Origin of the sequence: Nocardioides sp. LHD-245 (genome assembly GCF_030929495.1) — a bacterium.
In the GTDB taxonomy this organism is placed as follows: domain Bacteria; phylum Actinomycetota; class Actinomycetes; order Propionibacteriales; family Nocardioidaceae; genus Nocardioides.
Map to the genome: position 1 here is coordinate 21,466 of NZ_JAVFWN010000021.1, position 18,305 is coordinate 39,770.

The 18,305-nt window shown below is 72.5% G+C and carries 18 protein-coding genes; 12 read left to right on the plus strand and 6 right to left on the minus strand.

Annotated features, from left to right (window positions below; translation table 11 throughout):
• Positions 1-23: 23 nt before the first annotated feature.
• Positions 24-1,895: a translation elongation factor 4 gene (gene lepA, locus RB608_RS25515; RefSeq protein ID WP_308090902.1), complete on the plus strand. Its 1,872-nt coding sequence runs from the start codon at positions 24-26 to the stop codon at positions 1,893-1,895.
• A gap of 11 nt (positions 1,896-1,906) precedes the next feature.
• Here lepA and RB608_RS25520 read toward each other — a convergent pair whose 3' ends face one another.
• A complete protein-coding gene (locus RB608_RS25520; protein ID WP_308090903.1) occupies positions 1,907-2,602 on the minus strand; it encodes an MBL fold metallo-hydrolase in 696 nt (231 codons plus the stop codon).
• Between the two features lie 59 nt (positions 2,603-2,661).
• Here RB608_RS25520 and RB608_RS25525 point away from each other — a divergent pair, with 59 nt between their 5' ends.
• From RB608_RS25525 to RB608_RS25560, 8 genes are all read left to right on the plus strand, one after another.
• On the plus strand, positions 2,662-3,603 hold the full coding sequence (locus RB608_RS25525; protein WP_308090904.1) for an aminoglycoside phosphotransferase family protein: 942 nt from the start codon (positions 2,662-2,664) through the stop codon (positions 3,601-3,603).
• A gap of 33 nt (positions 3,604-3,636) precedes the next feature.
• A complete protein-coding gene (locus tag RB608_RS25530; RefSeq protein WP_308090905.1) occupies positions 3,637-4,326 on the plus strand; it encodes an MOSC domain-containing protein in 690 nt (229 codons plus the stop codon).
• An 81-nt stretch (positions 4,327-4,407) separates the two neighbouring features.
• Positions 4,408-6,240, plus strand: a complete 1,833-nt coding sequence (locus RB608_RS25535; protein ID WP_308090906.1) for a long-chain fatty acid--CoA ligase — start codon at positions 4,408-4,410, stop codon at positions 6,238-6,240.
• A gap of 291 nt (positions 6,241-6,531) precedes the next feature.
• Positions 6,532-7,095: a hypothetical protein gene (locus RB608_RS25540; RefSeq protein ID WP_308090907.1), complete on the plus strand. Its 564-nt coding sequence runs from the start codon at positions 6,532-6,534 to the stop codon at positions 7,093-7,095.
• Between the two features lie 12 nt (positions 7,096-7,107).
• On the plus strand, positions 7,108-8,319 hold the full coding sequence (gene hemW / locus RB608_RS25545; protein WP_308090908.1) for a radical SAM family heme chaperone HemW: 1,212 nt from the start codon (positions 7,108-7,110) through the stop codon (positions 8,317-8,319).
• 32 nt (positions 8,320-8,351) lie between these two features.
• Positions 8,352-8,834: an adenylyltransferase/cytidyltransferase family protein gene (locus tag RB608_RS25550; RefSeq protein WP_308090909.1), complete on the plus strand. Its 483-nt coding sequence runs from the start codon at positions 8,352-8,354 to the stop codon at positions 8,832-8,834.
• Positions 8,831-10,387 (plus strand): class I SAM-dependent methyltransferase, encoded by a 1,557-nt coding sequence (locus RB608_RS25555; RefSeq protein WP_308090910.1) that lies wholly within the window; start codon positions 8,831-8,833, stop codon positions 10,385-10,387. Before RB608_RS25550 ends, RB608_RS25555 begins: the two co-directional genes overlap by 4 nt.
• A complete protein-coding gene (locus tag RB608_RS25560; RefSeq protein ID WP_308090911.1) occupies positions 10,384-10,608 on the plus strand; it encodes a DUF6752 domain-containing protein in 225 nt (74 codons plus the stop codon). Before RB608_RS25555 ends, RB608_RS25560 begins: the two co-directional genes overlap by 4 nt.
• Before the next feature lie 71 nt (positions 10,609-10,679).
• Here the strand turns inward: RB608_RS25560 and RB608_RS25565 are convergent, their stop codons facing one another.
• Genes RB608_RS25565 through RB608_RS25575 form a run of 3 tightly spaced genes read right to left on the minus strand, consistent with a single transcriptional unit; the run spans position 10,680 to position 13,131 of the window.
• Entirely contained in the window at positions 10,680-11,522 is an 843-nt protein-coding gene (locus RB608_RS25565) for a DUF3097 domain-containing protein (protein ID WP_308090912.1), read from the minus strand.
• 57 nt (positions 11,523-11,579) lie between these two features.
• Positions 11,580-12,359 (minus strand): MBL fold metallo-hydrolase, encoded by a 780-nt coding sequence (locus tag RB608_RS25570; RefSeq protein WP_308090913.1) that lies wholly within the window; start codon positions 12,357-12,359, stop codon positions 11,580-11,582.
• A 37-nt stretch (positions 12,360-12,396) separates the two neighbouring features.
• Positions 12,397-13,131: a hypothetical protein gene (locus RB608_RS25575; RefSeq protein ID WP_308090914.1), complete on the minus strand. Its 735-nt coding sequence runs from the start codon at positions 13,129-13,131 to the stop codon at positions 12,397-12,399.
• A 150-nt stretch (positions 13,132-13,281) separates the two neighbouring features.
• On the opposite strand from RB608_RS25575, the gene hrcA reads away from it, so the two are divergent.
• The 3 genes from hrcA to RB608_RS25590 are packed head-to-tail and all read left to right on the plus strand — an operon-like array spanning position 13,282 to position 16,276.
• On the plus strand, positions 13,282-14,307 hold the full coding sequence (gene hrcA, locus RB608_RS25580; protein WP_308090915.1) for a heat-inducible transcriptional repressor HrcA: 1,026 nt from the start codon (positions 13,282-13,284) through the stop codon (positions 14,305-14,307).
• 13 nt (positions 14,308-14,320) lie between these two features.
• Complete coding sequence (gene dnaJ, locus RB608_RS25585) at positions 14,321-15,487, plus strand: molecular chaperone DnaJ (protein ID WP_308090916.1); 1,167 nt, start codon at positions 14,321-14,323, stop codon at positions 15,485-15,487.
• Between the two features lie 12 nt (positions 15,488-15,499).
• Positions 15,500-16,276 carry a 16S rRNA (uracil(1498)-N(3))-methyltransferase gene (locus RB608_RS25590; RefSeq protein ID WP_308090917.1) on the plus strand — a complete coding sequence of 259 codons (777 nt, stop codon included), beginning with the start codon at positions 15,500-15,502 and terminating at the stop codon, positions 16,274-16,276.
• A 40-nt stretch (positions 16,277-16,316) separates the two neighbouring features.
• Here the strand turns inward: RB608_RS25590 and RB608_RS25595 are convergent, their stop codons facing one another.
• Together RB608_RS25595 and RB608_RS25600 are read right to left on the minus strand one after the other, a co-directional pair.
• Positions 16,317-17,369, minus strand: a complete 1,053-nt coding sequence (locus RB608_RS25595; protein WP_308090918.1) for a winged helix DNA-binding domain-containing protein — start codon at positions 17,367-17,369, stop codon at positions 16,317-16,319.
• Entirely contained in the window at positions 17,366-18,280 is a 915-nt protein-coding gene (locus tag RB608_RS25600; protein WP_308090919.1) for a Gmad2 immunoglobulin-like domain-containing protein, read from the minus strand. Before RB608_RS25600 ends, RB608_RS25595 begins: the two co-directional genes overlap by 4 nt.
• Positions 18,281-18,305: the final 25 nt, after the last annotated feature.

Consider the following 18,305-nt stretch of genomic DNA (forward strand, 5'->3'; position numbering starts at 1 on the left):
GCATCCGGGACAATGGCGGCACCATGCCAGCCTCCGCCCCGCAGCCGGGTCACACCGACCCCGCGATCATCCGCAACTTCTGCATCATCGCGCACATCGACCACGGCAAGTCGACCCTCGCCGACCGGATGCTGCAGCTGACCGGTGTCGTCGGCGAGCGCGAGGCGAAGGCGCAGTACCTCGACCGGATGGACATCGAGCGCGAGCGCGGCATCACCATCAAGAGCCAGGCCGTCCGGATGCCGTGGACGGTCAGCGCCGGCAACGAGGCGGGTGCCGAGCCGGGCACCTACATCCTCAACATGATCGACACCCCGGGCCACGTCGACTTCACCTACGAGGTCTCCCGTTCGCTGCAGGCGTGCGAGGCAGCGATCCTGCTGGTCGACGCCGCCCAGGGCATCGAGGCGCAGACCCTGGCGAACCTCTACCTCGCCATGGGCGCCGACCTGCACATCATCCCGGTCCTCAACAAGATCGACCTGCCCAGCGCCAACGTCGAGAAGTACGCCGCCGAGCTGGCCAACCTGGTCGGCTGCGAGCCGGAGGACGTGCTGCTCACCTCGGCCAAGACCGGCGTCGGCGTCGAGGCCCTGCTCAACGAGATCGTGAAGTCGGTGCCGGCGCCCGTCGGCGATGCCGCCGCCCCGGCCCGCGCGCTGATCTTCGACTCGGTCTACGACACCTACCGCGGGGTGGTCACCTACGTCCGGGTGGTCGACGGCGAGCTGTCCCACCGCGACAAGATCAAGATGATGTCGACCGGCGCCCTGCACGAGATGCTCGAGGTCGGCGTGATCAGCCCCGAGCCGATGAAGGCGGCCAAGATCGGCGTCGGCGAGACCGGCTACCTGATCACCGGCGTGAAGGACGTGCGCCAGTCCCGGGTCGGTGACACGGTCACCGTCAACGGACGCCAGGCGGCCGAGCCGCTGGGCGGCTACGAGCACCCCAACCCGATGGTCTTCGCGGGCCTGTACCCGATCGACGGCGACGACTATCCGACGCTGCGCGACGCGCTCGAGAAGCTCCAGCTCAACGACGCCGCGCTCACCTTCGAGCCGGAGACCTCCGGCGCGCTGGGCTTCGGCTTCCGTTGCGGCTTCCTCGGCCTGCTCCACATGGAGATCACCCGCGAGCGACTCGAGCGCGAGTTCAACCTCGACCTCATCTCGACCGCGCCCAATGTCGTCTACGAGGTCGTCATGGAGGACGGCACGCAGCTCACGGTCACCAACCCGAGCGAGTACCCCGACGGCAAGATCGCCGAGGTCCGTGAGCCGATCGTCGACGCCACGGTCCTCGCGCCGTCCGACTACATCGGCACGATCATGGAGCTGTGCCAGCACAAGCGCGGCACCCTGCAGGGCATGGACTACCTGTCCGAGGACCGGGTCGAGATGCGCTACGTGCTGCCGATGGGTGAGATCGCCTTCGACTTCTTCGACCAGCTCAAGTCCAAGACCAAGGGCTACGCCTCGCTCAACTACGAGTTCTCCGGCGACCAGGCCGCCGACCTGGTGAAGGTCGACATCCTGCTCCAGGGTGAGCCGGTCGACGCGTTCTCCGCCATCGTCCACAAGGACGCGGCCTACTCCTACGGCGTGATGATGGCCGGCAAGCTCAAGGAGCTCATCCCCCGACAGCAGTTCGAGGTGCCGATCCAGGCAGCCATCGGCGCCCGGGTGATCGCGCGCGAGAACATCCGCGCCATCCGCAAGGACGTCCTCGCCAAGTGCTACGGCGGCGACATCACCCGCAAGCGCAAGCTGCTGGAGAAGCAGAAGGAGGGCAAGAAGCGGATGAAGATGGTCGGCCGCGTCGAGGTCCCCCAGGAGGCCTTCGTCGCCGCGCTCTCCACCACCGGGCCCGCGGGCGACAAGCCCAAGAAGTAGCCGCCGGTCGGTCACGGCTCCCACACCGCCGCGTCGTGCGCGAACACGACACGGCGCGGGTCGAAGGCCAGGATCCGCTCCAGCCACGGGCTCGGCACGGGCAGCGGCGGCTCGTGGCCCAGCGCCCGGGCACGGGCCGCGAGGACGTCGGCCGAGAACGCCGAGGCGGTGTCGTGCGCCTGCCCGGCCAGCACCACGGTGCCGTCGTCGCACACCACGACGACCGACTGGTGGCCGTCGACGTGCCCCGGCGTCGGTACGACGTGCACGCCCGCCGCGATCTCGGCCTCGCCGTCGAGCAGGTCGTAGCGGGCGCCCGCGAAGTCGACCAGGTGCGGCACCGTGTAGTCGGCGACCGCGCGGGCCGTCGCCAGCTCCGCGCGCTGGGCGACGATGGGGACCCGGGGGAAGCGCGGGTTGCCGCCCACGTGGTCGAAGTGGAGATGGCAGTTGACGACCACCGCGACGTCGGCGGTCGCGAGCCCGATCGAGCCCAGCGCCTCCTCGACGGGGACCCGACGCGGCCGGTACCAGGCCTCGGCCTCCGGGCCGGCGTCGCCGAGCCCCGTGTCGAGCAGGAGGAGCCCGGCCGGAGTGCGGACGACGTACCCGTAGACGGCCTCGACCCGCGGCCGGCCCGTTCCGGTCTCCGCCGCTGGGCGGACGAAGGATCCGAGGCCGAGGCGCCGCACGTCATCGATCCCCATGACCCGCACGCTAGCGGGGCCGCCATCGGCCGGTTGGCCCACTCTGCTGGGATGTCTGCGTGGCCCCCGTCGTCTCCGTCCCCGCCGACCTCGACGGTCAGCGCGCGCTCGGGCCGGCGTGGGCGGCCTGGCTGGACCGCCTCCCGGCGATCACCCGTTCGGTCCTCGACGACTGGGACCTGACGCCGGAGGGGGAGAGCTGGCACGGCTTCTGCTCCCTCGTGCTGCCGGTCGCGACCGGTGACGGCACCCGCGCCGCCCTCAAGGTCGGGCTGCCCGACGACGAGTCCGAGCACGAGCACCTCGCCCTGCAGCGCTGGGGCGGGCGCGGTGCGGTGCAGCTGCTCCGGGCCGACCCGGGGCGCCGGGCCCTGCTGCTGGAGCGGCTGGACCGCGAGGACCTGACCGAGAGCTGGGACCTGGAGGCCTGCGAGGTGGTCGCGAGCCGGTACGCCGACCTGCACGTGGCTCCGATGCCGCAGCTGCGTCCCCAGGCGTCGTACGTCGAGGGATGGCTGGACGCACTGGCCCGCGACGCCCAGAACGTGCCGATCCCGCGGCGGCTGGTCGAGCAGACGCTCGCCCTCGGCCGGGACCTGGCGGCGGAGCCGGCGACGGCGGTGATCCACGGCGACCTCCACTACGGCAACGTCCTGCGCGGCCGGCGTGACGGCGAGGACACCTGGCTGGTCATCGATCCGAAGCCGACCAACGGCGACCCGCACTACGAGCTGGAGCCGATGCTGCGCGACCGGTTCGAGGAGTACGCCGCGCCGGGGGCGGCCGGGTCGGTGCGCGACGGCATCCGTCGTCGCTTCCACACGCTCGTCGACGCCGCCGGGCTCGACGAGGCCCGCGCCCGCGACTGGGCGGTGGTCCGCTCGGTGCTCAACGCGCACTGGGCGTACGAGGACGCCGTCCGCGCCCACCGCCCGCTGGACGCCGAGGAGCGCGAGCACGTCACGGCGTGCATCACCGTGGCCAAGGCCGTCCAGGACTGAGGCCGGGTCCTGCCGCGTGGGTAGTCTCGCGCCATGGCATTCGTGCGGACCATCAGCGTCGGCCTGCCGCGGGACAGGGAGTGGGCCGGGATCGGGCGCACCTCGATCGACAAGCGCCCGGTTCGGGGGCCGGTGACGGTGCATCCGCTGGGGATCGAGGGAGACCAGGTCTCCGACACCCGGCACCACGGCGGTCCCGACCAGGCGGTGTACGCCTACGCGCGCGAGGACCTGGACTTCTGGGAGCAGGAGCTCGGACGGCCGATCCGCGACGGTCACTTCGGCGAGAACCTCACCACCGAGGGCATCGACGTCAACGCCCTCGAGATCGGGACCCGGCTGCGGGTCGGTGTGCCGGGCGTCGGCATCCTCGTCGAGGCGGTCTACGTCCGCACGCCCTGCAACGACTTCAAGGGCTGGATGGGGGAGAGCGGCTACGATCCGCGCGCCTGGGTCAAGAGGTTCACCGCGGCGGCCCGCCCCGGGCCCTACCTGCGGGTCCTCGAGACCGGTCTGATCGCACCGGGCGACCCGGTCGAGGTGGTGCACCGTCCCGGCCACGGGCGGACCATCCGGGACATGTTCGTCGCCCTCAACACCGATCGGAGCCGGTTGCCCGACCTGCTCGTCGTGGACGGTCTGCTGCCCAAGGTGCGCGCGAAAGCCGAAGAATTCGTCCAGCGGACGGCCGGTTCCCTACCCCCGACGGAGCCCGTGGCTTAGGTTACTGCCCAGTTGCCCACGATCCACCGGTCGACGGATCGCGAGCACGTCGGTCTCGGACGAGCAGACGCAGGGAGCGCCATGCCCATCAACCACGACACCAGTTTCCTCGAGCACATGCCGAAGAACTGCGCGGTGCAGTTCCTCGACCGGGTGGAGAGGAGCGCGGACCGGGAGGCCTTCCGCTTCCCGCGGGGCGACGCGTGGGAGTCGGTGACGTGGCGCCAGGCCGGCGACCGGGTACGTCGGCTGGCCGCCGGTCTGCTCGCTCTCGGGCTGGAGTCGGAGCAGCGGGTCGGCATCGCCTCGGCCACCCGCTACGAGTGGATCCTCGCCGACCTCGCCGTGATGTGCGCCGGCGGCGCGACCACGACCGTGTACCCCTCGACCGGCGGCGAGGACACGGCGTACATCCTCGGCGACGCCGAGTGCCGCTTCGTCTTCGCCGAGGACGAGGAGCAGCTGGCCAAGCTGCGCGCGCACCGCGGGGATCTGCCGGCGCTGGCGAAGGTCGTCAGCTTCGACGAGGCCCTGGCCGACGGCGCCGACGGCGACTGGGTGATCTCGCTCGACCAGCTGGCCGAGCTGGGGGCTGCGCGTCTGGCCGAGCAGCCCGACGCCGTCGACACGGTGGCCCAGGCCATCGACCCCGAACAGCTCGCGACGCTGATCTACACCTCGGGCACGACGGGCAAGCCCAAGGGCGTGCGGCTGCTGCACCGCACCTGGGTCTTCGAGGGCGAGGCGATCAAGGCCCAGGACATCCTGCACGAGGACGACCTGCAGTTCCTCTGGCTGCCGATGGCCCACTCCTTCGGCAAGGTGCTGCTCTCCACCCAGCTCGCCTGCGGCTTCGCGACCGCGATCGATGGCCGGGTCGACAAGATCGTCGACAACCTGGGTGTCGTGAAGCCGACCTTCATGGGTGCCGCGCCGCGGATCTTCGAGAAGGCCTACGCCCGCATCGTCACGATGCAGGCCGCCGAGGGCGGCGCCAAGGAGAAGATCTTCCTCAAGGCGTTCGAGGTCGGCCGCAAGGTCGACGCGCTCGAGCAGGCCGGGCGGTCGGTCCCGCTGCCGCTCCGCCTCCAGCACCGGCTGTTCGACAAGCTGGTCTTCAGCAAGGTCCGGGAGCGCTTCGGAGGCCGGGTGCGGTTCTTCATCTCCGGCTCGGCCGCGCTCAACGCCGACATCGCCGCTTGGTTCCACGCCGCCGGCATCCTCATCCTCGAGGGCTACGGCATGACCGAGAACGCCGCGGGTGCCACCGTCAACCACCCCGACGCCTACAAGCTCGGGACGGTCGGTCAGCCGTTCCCCGGCACCGAGGTGCGCATCGCCGAGGGTGGCGAGGTCCAGCTCAAGGGCCCGCACGTCATGGCCGGCTACCACAACCGGGACGAGGCGACGCGTGAGGCGCTGACCGACGACGGCTGGCTGCGCACCGGAGACAAGGGTGAGCTCGACGGGGACGGCTTCCTCAAGATCACCGGCCGGATCAAGGAGCTCTTCAAGACTTCCGGCGGCAAGTACATCGCCCCGCCGGCCATCGAGGCCAAGTTCAAGGCGATCTGCCCCTATGTCAGTCAGTTCATGGTCTTCGGGGCGGAGCGCAACTTCGTCTCCGCACTGATCACCCTCGACCCCGACGCCATCGCCGGCTGGGCCGCCGAGAACGGCAAGGAGGGCAAGGACTACACCGCCCTCGTCAACGACGACGCCGTGCAGGCGATGGTCGGGGAGTACGTCGACGAGCTCAACGCCCAGCTCAACCGCTGGGAGACGATCAAGAAGTGGAAGCTGCTCGACCACGACCTGAGCATCGAGTCCGGCGAGCTCACCCCGTCGCTGAAGGTGAAGCGCAACGTCGTCGAGACCAACAACAAGGACCTCATCGAGTCCTTCTACGGCTGACCGCTGCAGACGACGCGAGCGCGTCGCTCGTTCCTCGCGCCGCGCTACCGCGCTCGCGGTCGTCTCGCGTAGGTGGTGGCGTTCGCTGGGCGGCAAGACCGCGCCGGCTCGCGGAAAGACTCGGCTCCGCCACTCCGGTCGCTCGTACCTCGCTCCCTACGCTCCGTCGCCTTCGCTTCCCGCGATGACCGGCCCGTTCCGGGCGTCGGCGGCTGAGCGGGGTCGGGGTGGCGGGGAGACCTCCGAGGAGACCGCGGGCCCGTATCCCGGCGACGGGAGCAACGGCCCAACGTGCTCACCGAGTCCCGCGTCGTGCGCCGTGACCTCACGTCCAGCTTCGGCACGGCCGCCGGGGTCGCCGAGCGGGTCCCGGCCACGGTCCGGCTCAGGGTCTATGACCTCGACGGCGACGAGGTGACCCCGCTGGCCGGCGCCGCCGTCTATCTGTGGCACTGCGACCGCGAGGGCCGCTACTCGATGTACGACGACGAGATCGCCGACGAGAACTACCTGCGCGGAGTCCAGGAGGCCGACGCCGACGGCAGTCTCACCTTCACCACGATCTTCCCCGCCTGCTACTCGGGCCGCTGGCCGCACATGCACTTCGAGGTCTACGAGAGCCTCGCCAAGGCGACCGGCGCCGACAACAAGCTGCGCACCTCGCAGCTGGCGCTGCCGGAGGACGCCTGCGACGACGTCTACGCGACCGAGGGCTACGAGCAGAGCGTCAGCAACCTGTCCCGGCTGAGCATCGAGACCGACGGGATCTTCAGCGACGGCTACTCGCTGCAGATGGCCGAGGTCACCGGCTCGGTCGAGGATGGCTACACCGTCAGCCTGAACATCCCGGTCTGAGAAACTGGCGCGGTGCCGTCCGCATTGCCCGAAGGTGACCCTGTCCCGAGCGACGGGTCGCTCCCGTCCGCCGCCCTGGCCGAGCTCGGCGACCATCCCTTCGGCTTCTACGTCCACGTGCCGTTCTGCCGGGTGCGCTGCGGCTACTGCGACTTCAACACCTACACGGCCGAGGAGCTGGGGCCCGGCGTCTCCCGGTCGACGTACGCCGACCAGGCGGTCGCCGAGGTGCGGCTGGCCCGCCGCGTGCTGGGTGGGCGCGACCTTCCGGTCGGCACGGTTTTCCTCGGCGGCGGCACCCCGACGCTGCTGCCGCCCGAGGACCTCGGCCGCATCCTGCGCGCCATCGACGACGAGTTCGGGCTGGCGCCGGATGCCGAGGTGACGACCGAGGCCAACCCGGACTCGGTGGACCTGTCCTACCTGGAGCGGCTGCGGGAGGCCGGCTTCAACCGGCTGTCCCTGGGCGTCCAGTCCGCGGTGCCGCAGGTGCTGGCGGTGCTCGACCGCACCCACGACCCGCTGCGCGTACCCGGGATCGTCGACGCGGCTCGCGCCGCCGGGTTCGAGCAGCTGAGCCTCGACCTCATCTACGGCACGCCGGGGGAGAGCGGCGACGACTGGGAGGACACCCTGGAGGCGGCTCTCGCGTGCGCCCCGGACCACGTGTCGGCGTACTCCCTCATCGTGGAGGACGGCACCGCTCTCGCCCGGCGGGTGCGTCGGGGCGAGCTGCCGATGCCGGACGACGACGACCTGGCGGACAAGTACGTCCAGGCCGACGAGCTGCTGGTCGCCGCGGGGCTGGGGTGGTACGAGGTCTCGAACTGGGCGCGGGACGACGCCGCGCGCTGCCGCCACAACCTCGGCTACTGGGCGGGGGCGGACTGGTGGGGGATCGGGCCCGGTGCCCACTCCCACGTCGGCGGGGTGCGCTGGTGGAACGTGAAGCACCCGGCGGCGTACGCCGGCCGGCTGGCCGACGGGGTGACCCCGGCCCACGCCCGGGAGGTCCTCGATGCGGAGACCCGGCGCGTGGAGCGGGTGCTGCTGGAGGTCCGGCTGCGCTCCGGACTCGCCGTGGACGTCCTGGACGCGGAGGCCCGGACCACGCTCCCGGCCCTGGTCGCGGACGGGCTGGTCGAGGACCGACCGGACCGCCTGGTGCTCACCCGGCGCGGACGGCTGCTCGCGGACGGGGTCGTGCACCGCCTCTTGGCCTGAACTCTATTAAATCTAGTGTTACACTCGACTTTATGAAGAAGTCGAGTGCTGCCGATGGCGTCGTGAGCGGGCCGGTGATCGGGTACGTGCCCGGGGCCTTCGACCTGTTCCACGTCGGGCACCTCAACGCGTTGCGTCAGGCCCGGCAGTGGTGCGACGTCCTGGTCGCCGGCGTGGTCACCGACGAGGTGTGCGTCGCGACCAAGGGCGTGCTGCCGACCGTCCCGCTCGCCGAGCGGCTCGAGATCGTCGAGGCGATCGGCATCGTCGACGCCGTCTACGCGGAGAGCACCGCGGACAAGACCGACTCCTGGCGCGACGTCGGCTTCCACCGGATCTTCAAGGGCGACGACTGGCAGGGGACCGCCAAGGGGCGACGCCTCGAGCAGCGGATGGCCGCGCTCGGTGTCGAGGTCACCTACTTCCCCTACACGCTGCAGACCTCCTCCACCGCGCTGCGCACGGCGCTCGCGCACCGACGCGCGCCGGGGGCCTCGGGAGCGTCGTCGGCATGACCCACCCCGCGCTGGTCGTCGCCGTGTCCGACGACGGGCTGCTCGTGCCGTCCGGGAGGCAGCCGCTGGTGGTCGAGATCGACGGCCACTACGTCTGGTCGCTGACTCCGCTGCGCGACGGCAGGCCGGCGGCCGGGGGCGTCCTGGTGCCGTGGCCCGGTGCGCTCCGGCCCCATCTCAGCGGCCGCGGCCGGGTCCGGGTGACCGATGCCGCCGGCCTGGCCGTCCTGTATGACGACGAGGTCGGCCTCGGGACGGGCGAGGGCGTGCTGGCCGTGGTCGACGGCTCCGGCCACCGGCTCAGTGTCGACAAGGTCGGTCACCTCGCTCGCTCCTTCGCCGCGACCGACGAGGCCGTCCGCGACGAGATCCTCGTCGGCACCCGCCGCGCGATCGACGACCTGCGCGAGCACGCCGGCGTCGCGGCGTACCTCAACTACGGTGCGCTGCTGGGCGCCGTGCGCGAGGGGCGGATGCTCGCGCACGACTCCGACACCGACCTGTGCTACCTCTCGGCGCACGGATCGCCCGCCGACATCGTCACCGAGTCCTACCGGATCACCCGCGCGATGCGGGGCCGCGGCTGGCGGGTGCTGCGGATGTCCGGCGGCGACGTCAAGCTGCTGTTGCCGCTCTCCGACGGCCGGGCGTGCCACATCGACGTGTTCGCCGCGTTCCACGTCGGCGATACCTTCTTCCAGCTCGGCAACCGCAGCGGCGACCTGCCGCGCTCGGCGATCGAGCCGTTCTCGACGATCACCCTGCACGGGCACGAGTTCCCGGCGCCGCGCGACCCCGAGGCGATGCTCGCCTTCCTCTACGGGCCCCACTGGCGCACACCCGACCCCTCCTTCAAGTACGCCGATCCGGCGGCGGGCGTGCGGCGCCTCGACGGGTGGCTGCGCGGCTTCCGCACCGAGATGGGGCGCTGGACCGAGCTCTACAACGGGCCGCGTCGCGCCGCGATCCCGCGCGGGCCGTCGGCGTTCGCTCGGTGGGTGGAGCCACAGCTCGGCGATCTGCCGGTCCTGGACGTCGGTGCCGGCACCGGCCGCGACGCGCTGTGGTTCGCCCGCGCGGGGCGTCGTACCGGCGCCGTCGACTTCTCCCGCGGCAGCCTCGGCGTGATCCGCCGGCGGGCCCGGCGCTGGCGCCGGGAGGTCGAGGTCGACCAGCTGATCCTCGGCGAGCTCCGCTCGACGCTGCTGCACGGCACCCGACTGGCCCGCGACCCGCACCACCTCTACGCGCGCCACCTCGTCGACCACCTCGACCCCGCCGCGCTCGACCAGCTCTGGCTGCTCGCCCGGATGGCGCTGCGACCCGGCGGCGGCCGGCTGTTCCTGGAGTTCGCGATCGAGGACGCGGGCTCGCCCGGGGCCGCGGCGCCGCGGGTCTCGCCCGAGGGCGTCCGGACGGCGATCGAGGCCGCCGGCGGGGTGGTCGAGCGGCTCACGCTCGGGCGCGGCGAGGACATGTTCGACCTGCCCCTGCCGGCCGTGTGCCGGATCCGCGTCGCCTGGCCGGCGCCCGACAGCGAGGAGCTGCGATGACGACCACCGACCTGGCCCGCCGGATGCGCACCCGGGTCCGCGACCGGGGCACGCTGCGTGAGCGGGTGCGTGCGCTGGAGGCCGAGGTGCAGGAGAACCGACAGCTCAACCGCCGGATCGCCGAGCTCACCGACGTCGTCGCCGAGCTGCTGATCCCGTTGGACGCGCGCGATCAGGCACGGGTCGACGAGGTGCTGGACCGGTTCCGCAGCGGCCTCTGAGCATGCGGTTTGGTCCCCAACCGCAGGAAACGGGGCCGGATCGTTGCGGTTTGGGACCAATCCGCAACTGGTCAGACCAGCGTCACGAAGTCGATCAGCTCCTCGACCCGGCCGAGCAGAGCCGGATCGAGATCCTGGAACCCCCGGACCCCGCCGAGGATGTGCTTCCACGCGCGGGCGATGTCGGCCTGGTCGCGGTGCGGCCAGCCGAGCTGCTGGCAGGTGCCCTTCTTCCAGTCGATGCCCTTGGGCACCTTCGGCCACGCCGCGAAGCCGAGCCGCTCGGGCTTGACCGCCTGCCAGATGTCGATGAAGGGGTGGCCCACGATGAGCACGTCCTTGCCGACTGGCGACTTCATGATGTTCTGCGCGATCCGGCTCTCCTTGGAGCCGGGCACGAGGTGGTCGACGAGGACGCCGACGCGGCGGTTCGGCGCGGGCTCGAAATCGCGCAGGTGGTCGGCGAGGTCGTCGACGCCGCCGAGGAACTCGACGACCACGCCCTCGATGCGCAGGTCGTCGCCCCACACCTTCTCGACCAGCTCGGCGTCGTGGCGGCCCTCGACGAAGATCCGGCTCGCGCGGGCGACCCGGGCCTTGGCGTCGTGGACGGCGATCGAGCCACTGGCGGTGCGGGTCGGCCGGACCGGTCCGGCGTTCGTGATCGGCGCGGTCAGGATGACCGGCCTGCCCTCGAGCAGGAAGCCGGTCCCGAGCGGGAAAGTGCGTCGCTTCCTCCGCCGGTCCTCGAGCGTCACGGTGTCGAGGTCGCGGTCGACGGCGACGATCTCGCCGCACCAGTCGGTGGTGACCTCCTCGACGACCAGGCCGAGGTCCGCCGGGGTCTCCACGGCGCGGCCCCGCTTCGGGACCTTCCAGTCGCCTGCCAGTACGTCGGTCCCGTAGCGATCCACGACGGACCACCCTACGGACCCGGGGCCCTCTCCCGAGGTGCGGACACGCCCGGTGGGTCAGACGAGCGGCAGCCGGCGGTGGGCGCGGGGCACCTGGGCGTACCCGCGGGCGATCGCGTGGTGCAGCGCCTCGGCGGGGAACGGCCACTGCGCCGCCCCGCGCGCCTCTGCCTCCGGCACCCCACGAGTGGCGAGGTCCCGGATCGTCTCGGCGACCGCACGCAGGTCGTCGCACTGTTGCTCGACGAACCTCCGGTCGACGACGCCGCCGTGGCCGGGGACGACGATCGAGCCCGGGGTGAGCAGGCCGAGCACCAGATCGAGGGTCTGCGGCCAGTCCAGCGGCCACGAGTCCGCGCCGAGCGAGGGCGGGGCCGACTCCTCGACCAGGTCGCCGACCAGCAGCACGTCGGCGTCGGGCACGCGGACGACCAGGTCACCCGCGGTGTGCCCGCGCCCGGGGTGGACCAGCTCCACCTGCCGGTCGCCCAGGTCGATCACGACCGCGCTGGAGAAGGTGCGGTCCGCGGGCGGCGCCGCCGGATCGGTCCGGGCGGCGGCCTCCTCGGTGGCGTGCACCGGCGGGTCGTCGTACCGCTCCCGGAAGGTGGCGTTGCCGAGGACGTGGTCGAAGTGGTCGTGGGTGTTGACCACCGCGACGACCGCCCCGGCCCGGAGGTCGCCGATCGCCGCGATCGCGGCGCGGGCCTCCGCGGCGGTGGCCAGCGTGTCGACCACCACGAGACCGCGCTCACCTCCGACGACGGTCAGGTTGACGTCGTACGACGGGACGCGGCGGACCCAGACGCGGTCCGCTACCTCGGTGAATGCCGGCACGCGCCCACCGTAGCGACTCCGCCGGGGCCGTGGATCCTCAGCAGAGACCGGCGTGCAGCTCGGTGCGCAGCAGGTCGCCCAGCTCGGCCGCCGACGTGGCGCGACGGGGGAAGCGCAGCTCGGTGCTGTGGGCCCCGGTGAGGTCGACCCACCGGAGCGCGACGCCGGCGGCGTGGAGGTCGGCGAGCTGCACGCCGACGACCTCGCCGAGCCGGGTCTGCGTCATCGAGGCGATCGCCCGGCGCAGCTCGTCTTGGTGACACAGGTTGGCGTGCTCGGTCGAGCGCTGGAAGAAGCCGCGGTTGAGGTCGTGCTCCGGGTCGGCGAAGGCGCCGAGGGGGACCCGGACCCGGGTCTCGTCCGGTGCGTCCGGGGGAGCGCTGGCGCGGGAGAGCAGTGCGAAGTCGAGGCGGAGGCCGACCCGCATCCGGATCTCGTCGCAGCACTCGCACTGCTCGAGCCCGAGTGCCTCGAGCCGACCGGAGAGGGTCAGCGTGGCGTCCCGCTCGACGGTGCCGGGGGCGCCGAGTCCGCTGGTCAGGGTGAGCAGCGCGCCGCGCCCGTCGGTCGCCGCGACCGCGAGGGTCGAGTCGGCGGGGCAGGAGAGGATCGGGCGCCCGCCGTGGTCCTGCATCTCCAAGCCGGTCTCCTCGAGGCCGGACGTGACGTCGTCGATCCCGTCGACCACCAGCTGGACCTCGCGGGGGCACGCCAGGATGCTGCGTGCCGCCGAGGCGAGGTGTCGTACGTCGAGACCGGGGTCGACCGTCATGTCCGCTCCTTGCCGCGCCGGGTGGCGATCCAGATTGATTAGGTGAGCCTAACCTACTTGATTCGACGTGGTCGGGAAAGAGCAGGGGTGGGCGCTAGGATTGGCACTCCAGTCGTTGGAGTGCCAAGGCAGTCGGAGCAGGAGGTGGGCATGCAGGAGGAGCGCAGGCTCGCCGTACTACGGGCGATCGTCGAGGACTACGTGTCGACCGAGGAGCCGGTCGGCTCCAAGGCGCTGGTCGAGCGCCACCATCTCAACGTGTCGCCGGCCACCATCCGCAACGACATGGCCGCGCTGGAGGAGGAGGGCTACCTCCACCAGCCGCACACCAGCGCCGGCCGGGTGCCGACCGACAAGGGCTACCGGCTCTTCGTCGACCGGCTCTCCACGGTCAAGCCGACCACCTCGGCCGAGCGCCGCGCGATCGCCGGCTTCCTGGAGGGCGCCATCGACCTCGACGACGTGGTCAACCGCTCGGTGCGGCTGCTCGCGCAGCTGACCCGGCAGGTTGCCGTCGTCCAGTACCCCACGCTCTCGCGCTCGACGGTGCGCCACGTCGAGGTCGTGGCGCTCGCCCCGACCCGCCTGCTGTTGGTGCTGATCCTCAGCTCGGGCCGGGTCGAGCAGCGCCTGGTCGAGCTCGACGCCGACATCGACGACGAGGCGCTCGGCGCGCTGCGCTCCCGGATCAACCTCGCCGCCACCGGCGAGGTCATCGCCGACGCCGTCACCGCCCTCGACGCCCTGGTCCGGGGCGCGGACGGTACGCCGCCCGCCGCGCCGGCCACCGTCGCCGTGGTCGAGACCCTGATCGAGGCGATGAGCGACCACCGCTCCGACGAGCGGGTCGTGGTCGGCGGCACCGCCAACCTGGCTCGCTTCGGCGACAGCTTCGAGACGTCGGTGCGCCCGCTGCTCGAGGCCCTGGAGGAGCACGTGGTGCTGCTCAAGCTGCTCGGCGAGGCCACCACCGGCGGCGCGGTCACCGTGCGGATCGGGGCCGAGGGCCCGATCCAGGAACTCGCCTCCACGAGTGTCGTGGCGACCGGCTACGGCCCCGACGACGCGCTGGCCGCGCTCGGGATCGTCGGCCCCACCCGCATGGACTACCCCGGAACGATGGCGGCGGTGCGCGCGGTCGCGCGCTACGTCTCCCGCATCCTCGACGAGAGCTGAGAGAGCACATCACGTGAGTCAGGACCCCTACGAGCTGCTCGGCGTCGGTCGCGACGCCGACGCCGACACGATCAAGAAGGCGTACCGCAAGCTCGCCCGTCAGCTGCACCCCGACGTCAACCCCGACCCGGAGAGCCAGGAGCGGTTCAAGCAGGTCACCGCCGCCTACGAGGTGCTGTCCGACCCCGACAAGCGCGCGGCCTTCGACCGCGGCGGCGACCCGTTCGGCGGCGGCTTCGGCGGCCAGGGCGCAGGCTTCTCCTTCACCGACATCATGGACGCCTTCTTCGGCGGCAACGCCGGTGGCGCGGGCGGCGGCCGCGGGCCGCGGCCACGGGTGCGACGCGGCCAGGACGCGCTCATCCGGATCGAGGTGGAGCTCGCCGAGGCCGCCTTCGGCGTGTCCCGCGAGCTCAAGGTCGACACGGCCGTGCGCTGCACGACCTGCGGCGGCGAGGGTGCCGCCCCCGGCAGCCACCCCGTTCCGTGCGAGACCTGCCGCGGCGCGGGCGAGGTCGCCCACGTGCAGCGTTCCTTCCTCGGCGAGATCCGCACCCTGCGACCCTGTGCCGCCTGCCGCGGCCTCGGCAGCGTCATCCCCGACCCGTGTCGTGAGTGTGCGGGCGACGGCCGAGTCCGCTCCCGGCGTACCCTCACCGTCAAGATCCCCGCCGGCGTCGACAACGGCACCCGGGTCCAGCTCAGCGAGCAGGGCGAGGTCGGCCCGGGCGGCGGCCCCGCCGGCGACCTGTACGTCGAGATCCACGTCGCCCCGCACGAGGTCTTCGAGCGCCAGGGCAACGACCTGCACTGCACGGTGTCGGTGCCGATGACCGCGGCGGCGCTGGGGACCACGATCACGCTGCCGACCCTGGAGGCCGACCTCGGGCTCGACGAGGACTCCGGCGTCGAGACGTCCTTCGAGCTCCAGGTCCCGACCGGCACCCAGTCCGGCCACCAGGTCGTGCTGCGCGGTCGCGGCGTGCCCGGCCTGCGCGGCGGGCGGGGTGACCTCGCGGTGACCATCGGGGTCGACACCCCGACCCGGCTGGACCCGCGCCAGGAGGAACTGCTGCGCGAGCTGGCCGCGATCCGCGGCGAGGAGCGGCCCACGGGCGATGTCCGGCCGACCCACAAGTCGATGTTCGGGCGGCTGCGCGACGCGTTCAGCGCCCACTGACCTCACCGACAAATGACCCTCCCGCAGCATCTGGTGCCGTCCCTCGACGGGGTGCGCGCCGGAGACGCCGTCACCGTCGAGGGCGACGAGGCGCATCACGCCGTCGTCGTACGACGGCTGCGGGTGGGGGAGCGACTGCTGCTCGGCGACGGGCTCGGCCGGGTCGCCACCGGCGAGGTGAGCGCCACCGCGAAGCGGACCTTCACCGTCGCCGTCACCGCGGTCGAGGACCACGCCGAGCCCCGGCCGTCGGTCACCGTGGTCCAGGCGCTGCCGAAGGGCGAGCGCGGCGAGCTGGCCGTCGAGGTGCTCACCGAGATCGGCGTCGCCCGGATCGTCCCGTGGGCGGCCGCCCGCAGTGTCGCGGTCTGGAAGGGCGAGCGCGCCGCGAAGTCGTACGCGAAGTGGCGGGCCACTGCCCGCGAGGCGGCCAAGCAGGCGCGTCGCGCCTGGCACCCCGAGGTGCTGCCGCTGGCGGCCACCGCCGACGTCGTCGCCCTGATCGCGGGGGTCGACGTCGCCGTCGTGCTGCATGAGGACGCCACGGAGCCGCTCGCCGCGCTGGCCCTCCCGACCGACGGCGACCTGCTCGTCGTCGTCGGCCCCGAAGGCGGGCTCGCCGACGAGGAGGTGGCCCGGTTCGTCGCCGCCGGTGCCGTGTCGGTCCGGCTGGGCGCCGAGGTGCTTCGCACCTCCACCGCCGGTGTCGCCGCCGTCGCCGCGCTGCTGTCTCGTACCCCCCGCTGGGGTGGTCTGACCAGTGACGGATTGGGCAGAAACCACACGTGATCGGCCAGAATTGTTGCGGTTGGGGACCAAACCGCAACACTCAGCGGGCCAGCAGGGCCTCCGTGCGGCCGATCTCGGCGTCCAGCTCGGCCTGCTCGGACCGGCTCAGGTCCCGGACCATCCGGACCAGGACGACGCGGCCCTCCTCGACCCGCCACAGCCCGGCGAGCCAGCCGTCGACATACACCGACATGGCCTGGGCCCCGTTGACGCCCATCCACAGGCCGCGGTGCTCGGCGGCGGTGACCCGGTCCCGGGCGGCGTGGGAGAGCCAGAGGTTGTCGTAGCTGCCGAGGAGACGCGCGGGCGCCGGTCGGTCCTCGTCGGCGACGGGCGCGCCGCCGACGTCGTAGAGCGGCTTGCCGTCCTCGTCCTCGTGCACCTCGAGGTCGGTCATCGCCTTGAGTACCGGACCGAGGCGGGTGATGCCGGACCAGGTGGTCACGTCGGACGCGGTCGCGGGGCCGTAGGCGCGCAGGTAGCGGCGGACGATCTCGGCAACGTCCGGCTCGGCCAGCGCCAGGCCGGTCCAGCGGGCGGCGAAGTCGTACGCGACGGCCGTCGACCCGGCCGGCTTCCAGCAGCCGCGGGGCGGCAGCTGGGCGAGCACCGCGAGCAGCCGGGCGACCCCGCCGAGCTGGGTGGCGGTGTGCTCGGGGAAGCGCTCGGCGAGCGCGGCTCCCAGCTGGCGCTGGGGGAGCGGGCCGTCGGCGAGCACGTCGCGGACCGCTGCCCGGAAGGCCTCGCGGTCGACGGTGCGGGCCTCGCCGATGGTCTGGCTGACCTTCATCTCGCGCTCCCGGACCGGTGCCGCCCACACCGGCAGGGTGACCGCGTCGGCGGGCCGGTGGAGGTGGACGGTGTCGCGCAGGCTCAGCACGCGCACGAGCGACCGGTCCTCGATCGCGGCGCTGACGGCGTACGGGTCGAGGTCGGTCAGCCGCGCCGCCAGCGACAGGTACGGCGACAGCGGCTCCTGTGCCTGGAGGCCGACCAGGTGTCCCACCAGGTCCGCGGGCGGCATCGTCACGCGCTCGAGCAGGTGCTGGCGCAGCAGCAGGGTGCGGTTCAGCCGGAGCCGGGAGAACCTCACGGCACCGTGATCCGCTTCGTGTCCTCCGTCGGCCCGCCGCCCTCGCCGCCGGACGGGTCGTCGGTGCGGGCGACGAACGTGTAGTTCCCCGCCGGGAGCTCGCTCACGTCGATCTCGGCGGTCCACGGGTAGAGCCGCTCGACCCACCCCTCGGCGGTGGCTGAGTACTGGAGGACGACGGCGCCGGAGGCGTCCTGCACCTCCCAGGGCACGGTCGCCTCGAAGGAGCTGGCCAGGCCGGTCGCGGTGAAGGTGTCGTCGACGGTGGTGCCGTCGGCGGGTGCGGTGATGTTGACCGCGGCGAGGACGTCGAGCTCCGGTGCGGCCTGCGCCCCGCTGGGTACGCCGAGGTAGCTGACCTCCTCGCCGTCGAGAACGAAGCTCACCTTCGCGCCGGTGCGGAGCGTCGGGTCGGCGGTGGCCCCGCCCTGCACGGAGTTGAGGGTCCACACGAGCTGCTGCACCGCGAGCCGGGCCTGCCGGCCGGACATGCCGGCGGGGCGCTCGCTCCACGACGCGTCGGTGAGCTCGACCTGGAAGCTGCCCCCGGCGCCGATCCCGTCGAAGCTGACGCCGGGCACGATGCTGCCGGCCGGGAGCAGGGTGCGGTAGTCGGGATCCGCCGGGCCGACGAGGAGGAGGCTGACCACGTGGTCGGGCGTGACCTGGGCGTGCGGCTCGGCGTACAGCGCTGCACCGCCCGGCGTGTCACCGACGTAGTAGGCGGTGACGGACACCTCCTGCGCCGGCTCCTCGCTCGGGGTGGCGGAGGCGGTCGGCGAGGTCGACGGCGTCGCCGCCGGGGTCTCCCCGGCTGCCGGCTCGGGGTCGTCGCCGCAGCCGGCGAGCAGGCAGGCCGCGGCGGCGAGAGTGACGAGGAGGGTGTGCGGACGGCGGGGGCGAGTACGCATCTGCCGATGGTGGCATGGTTGTCCC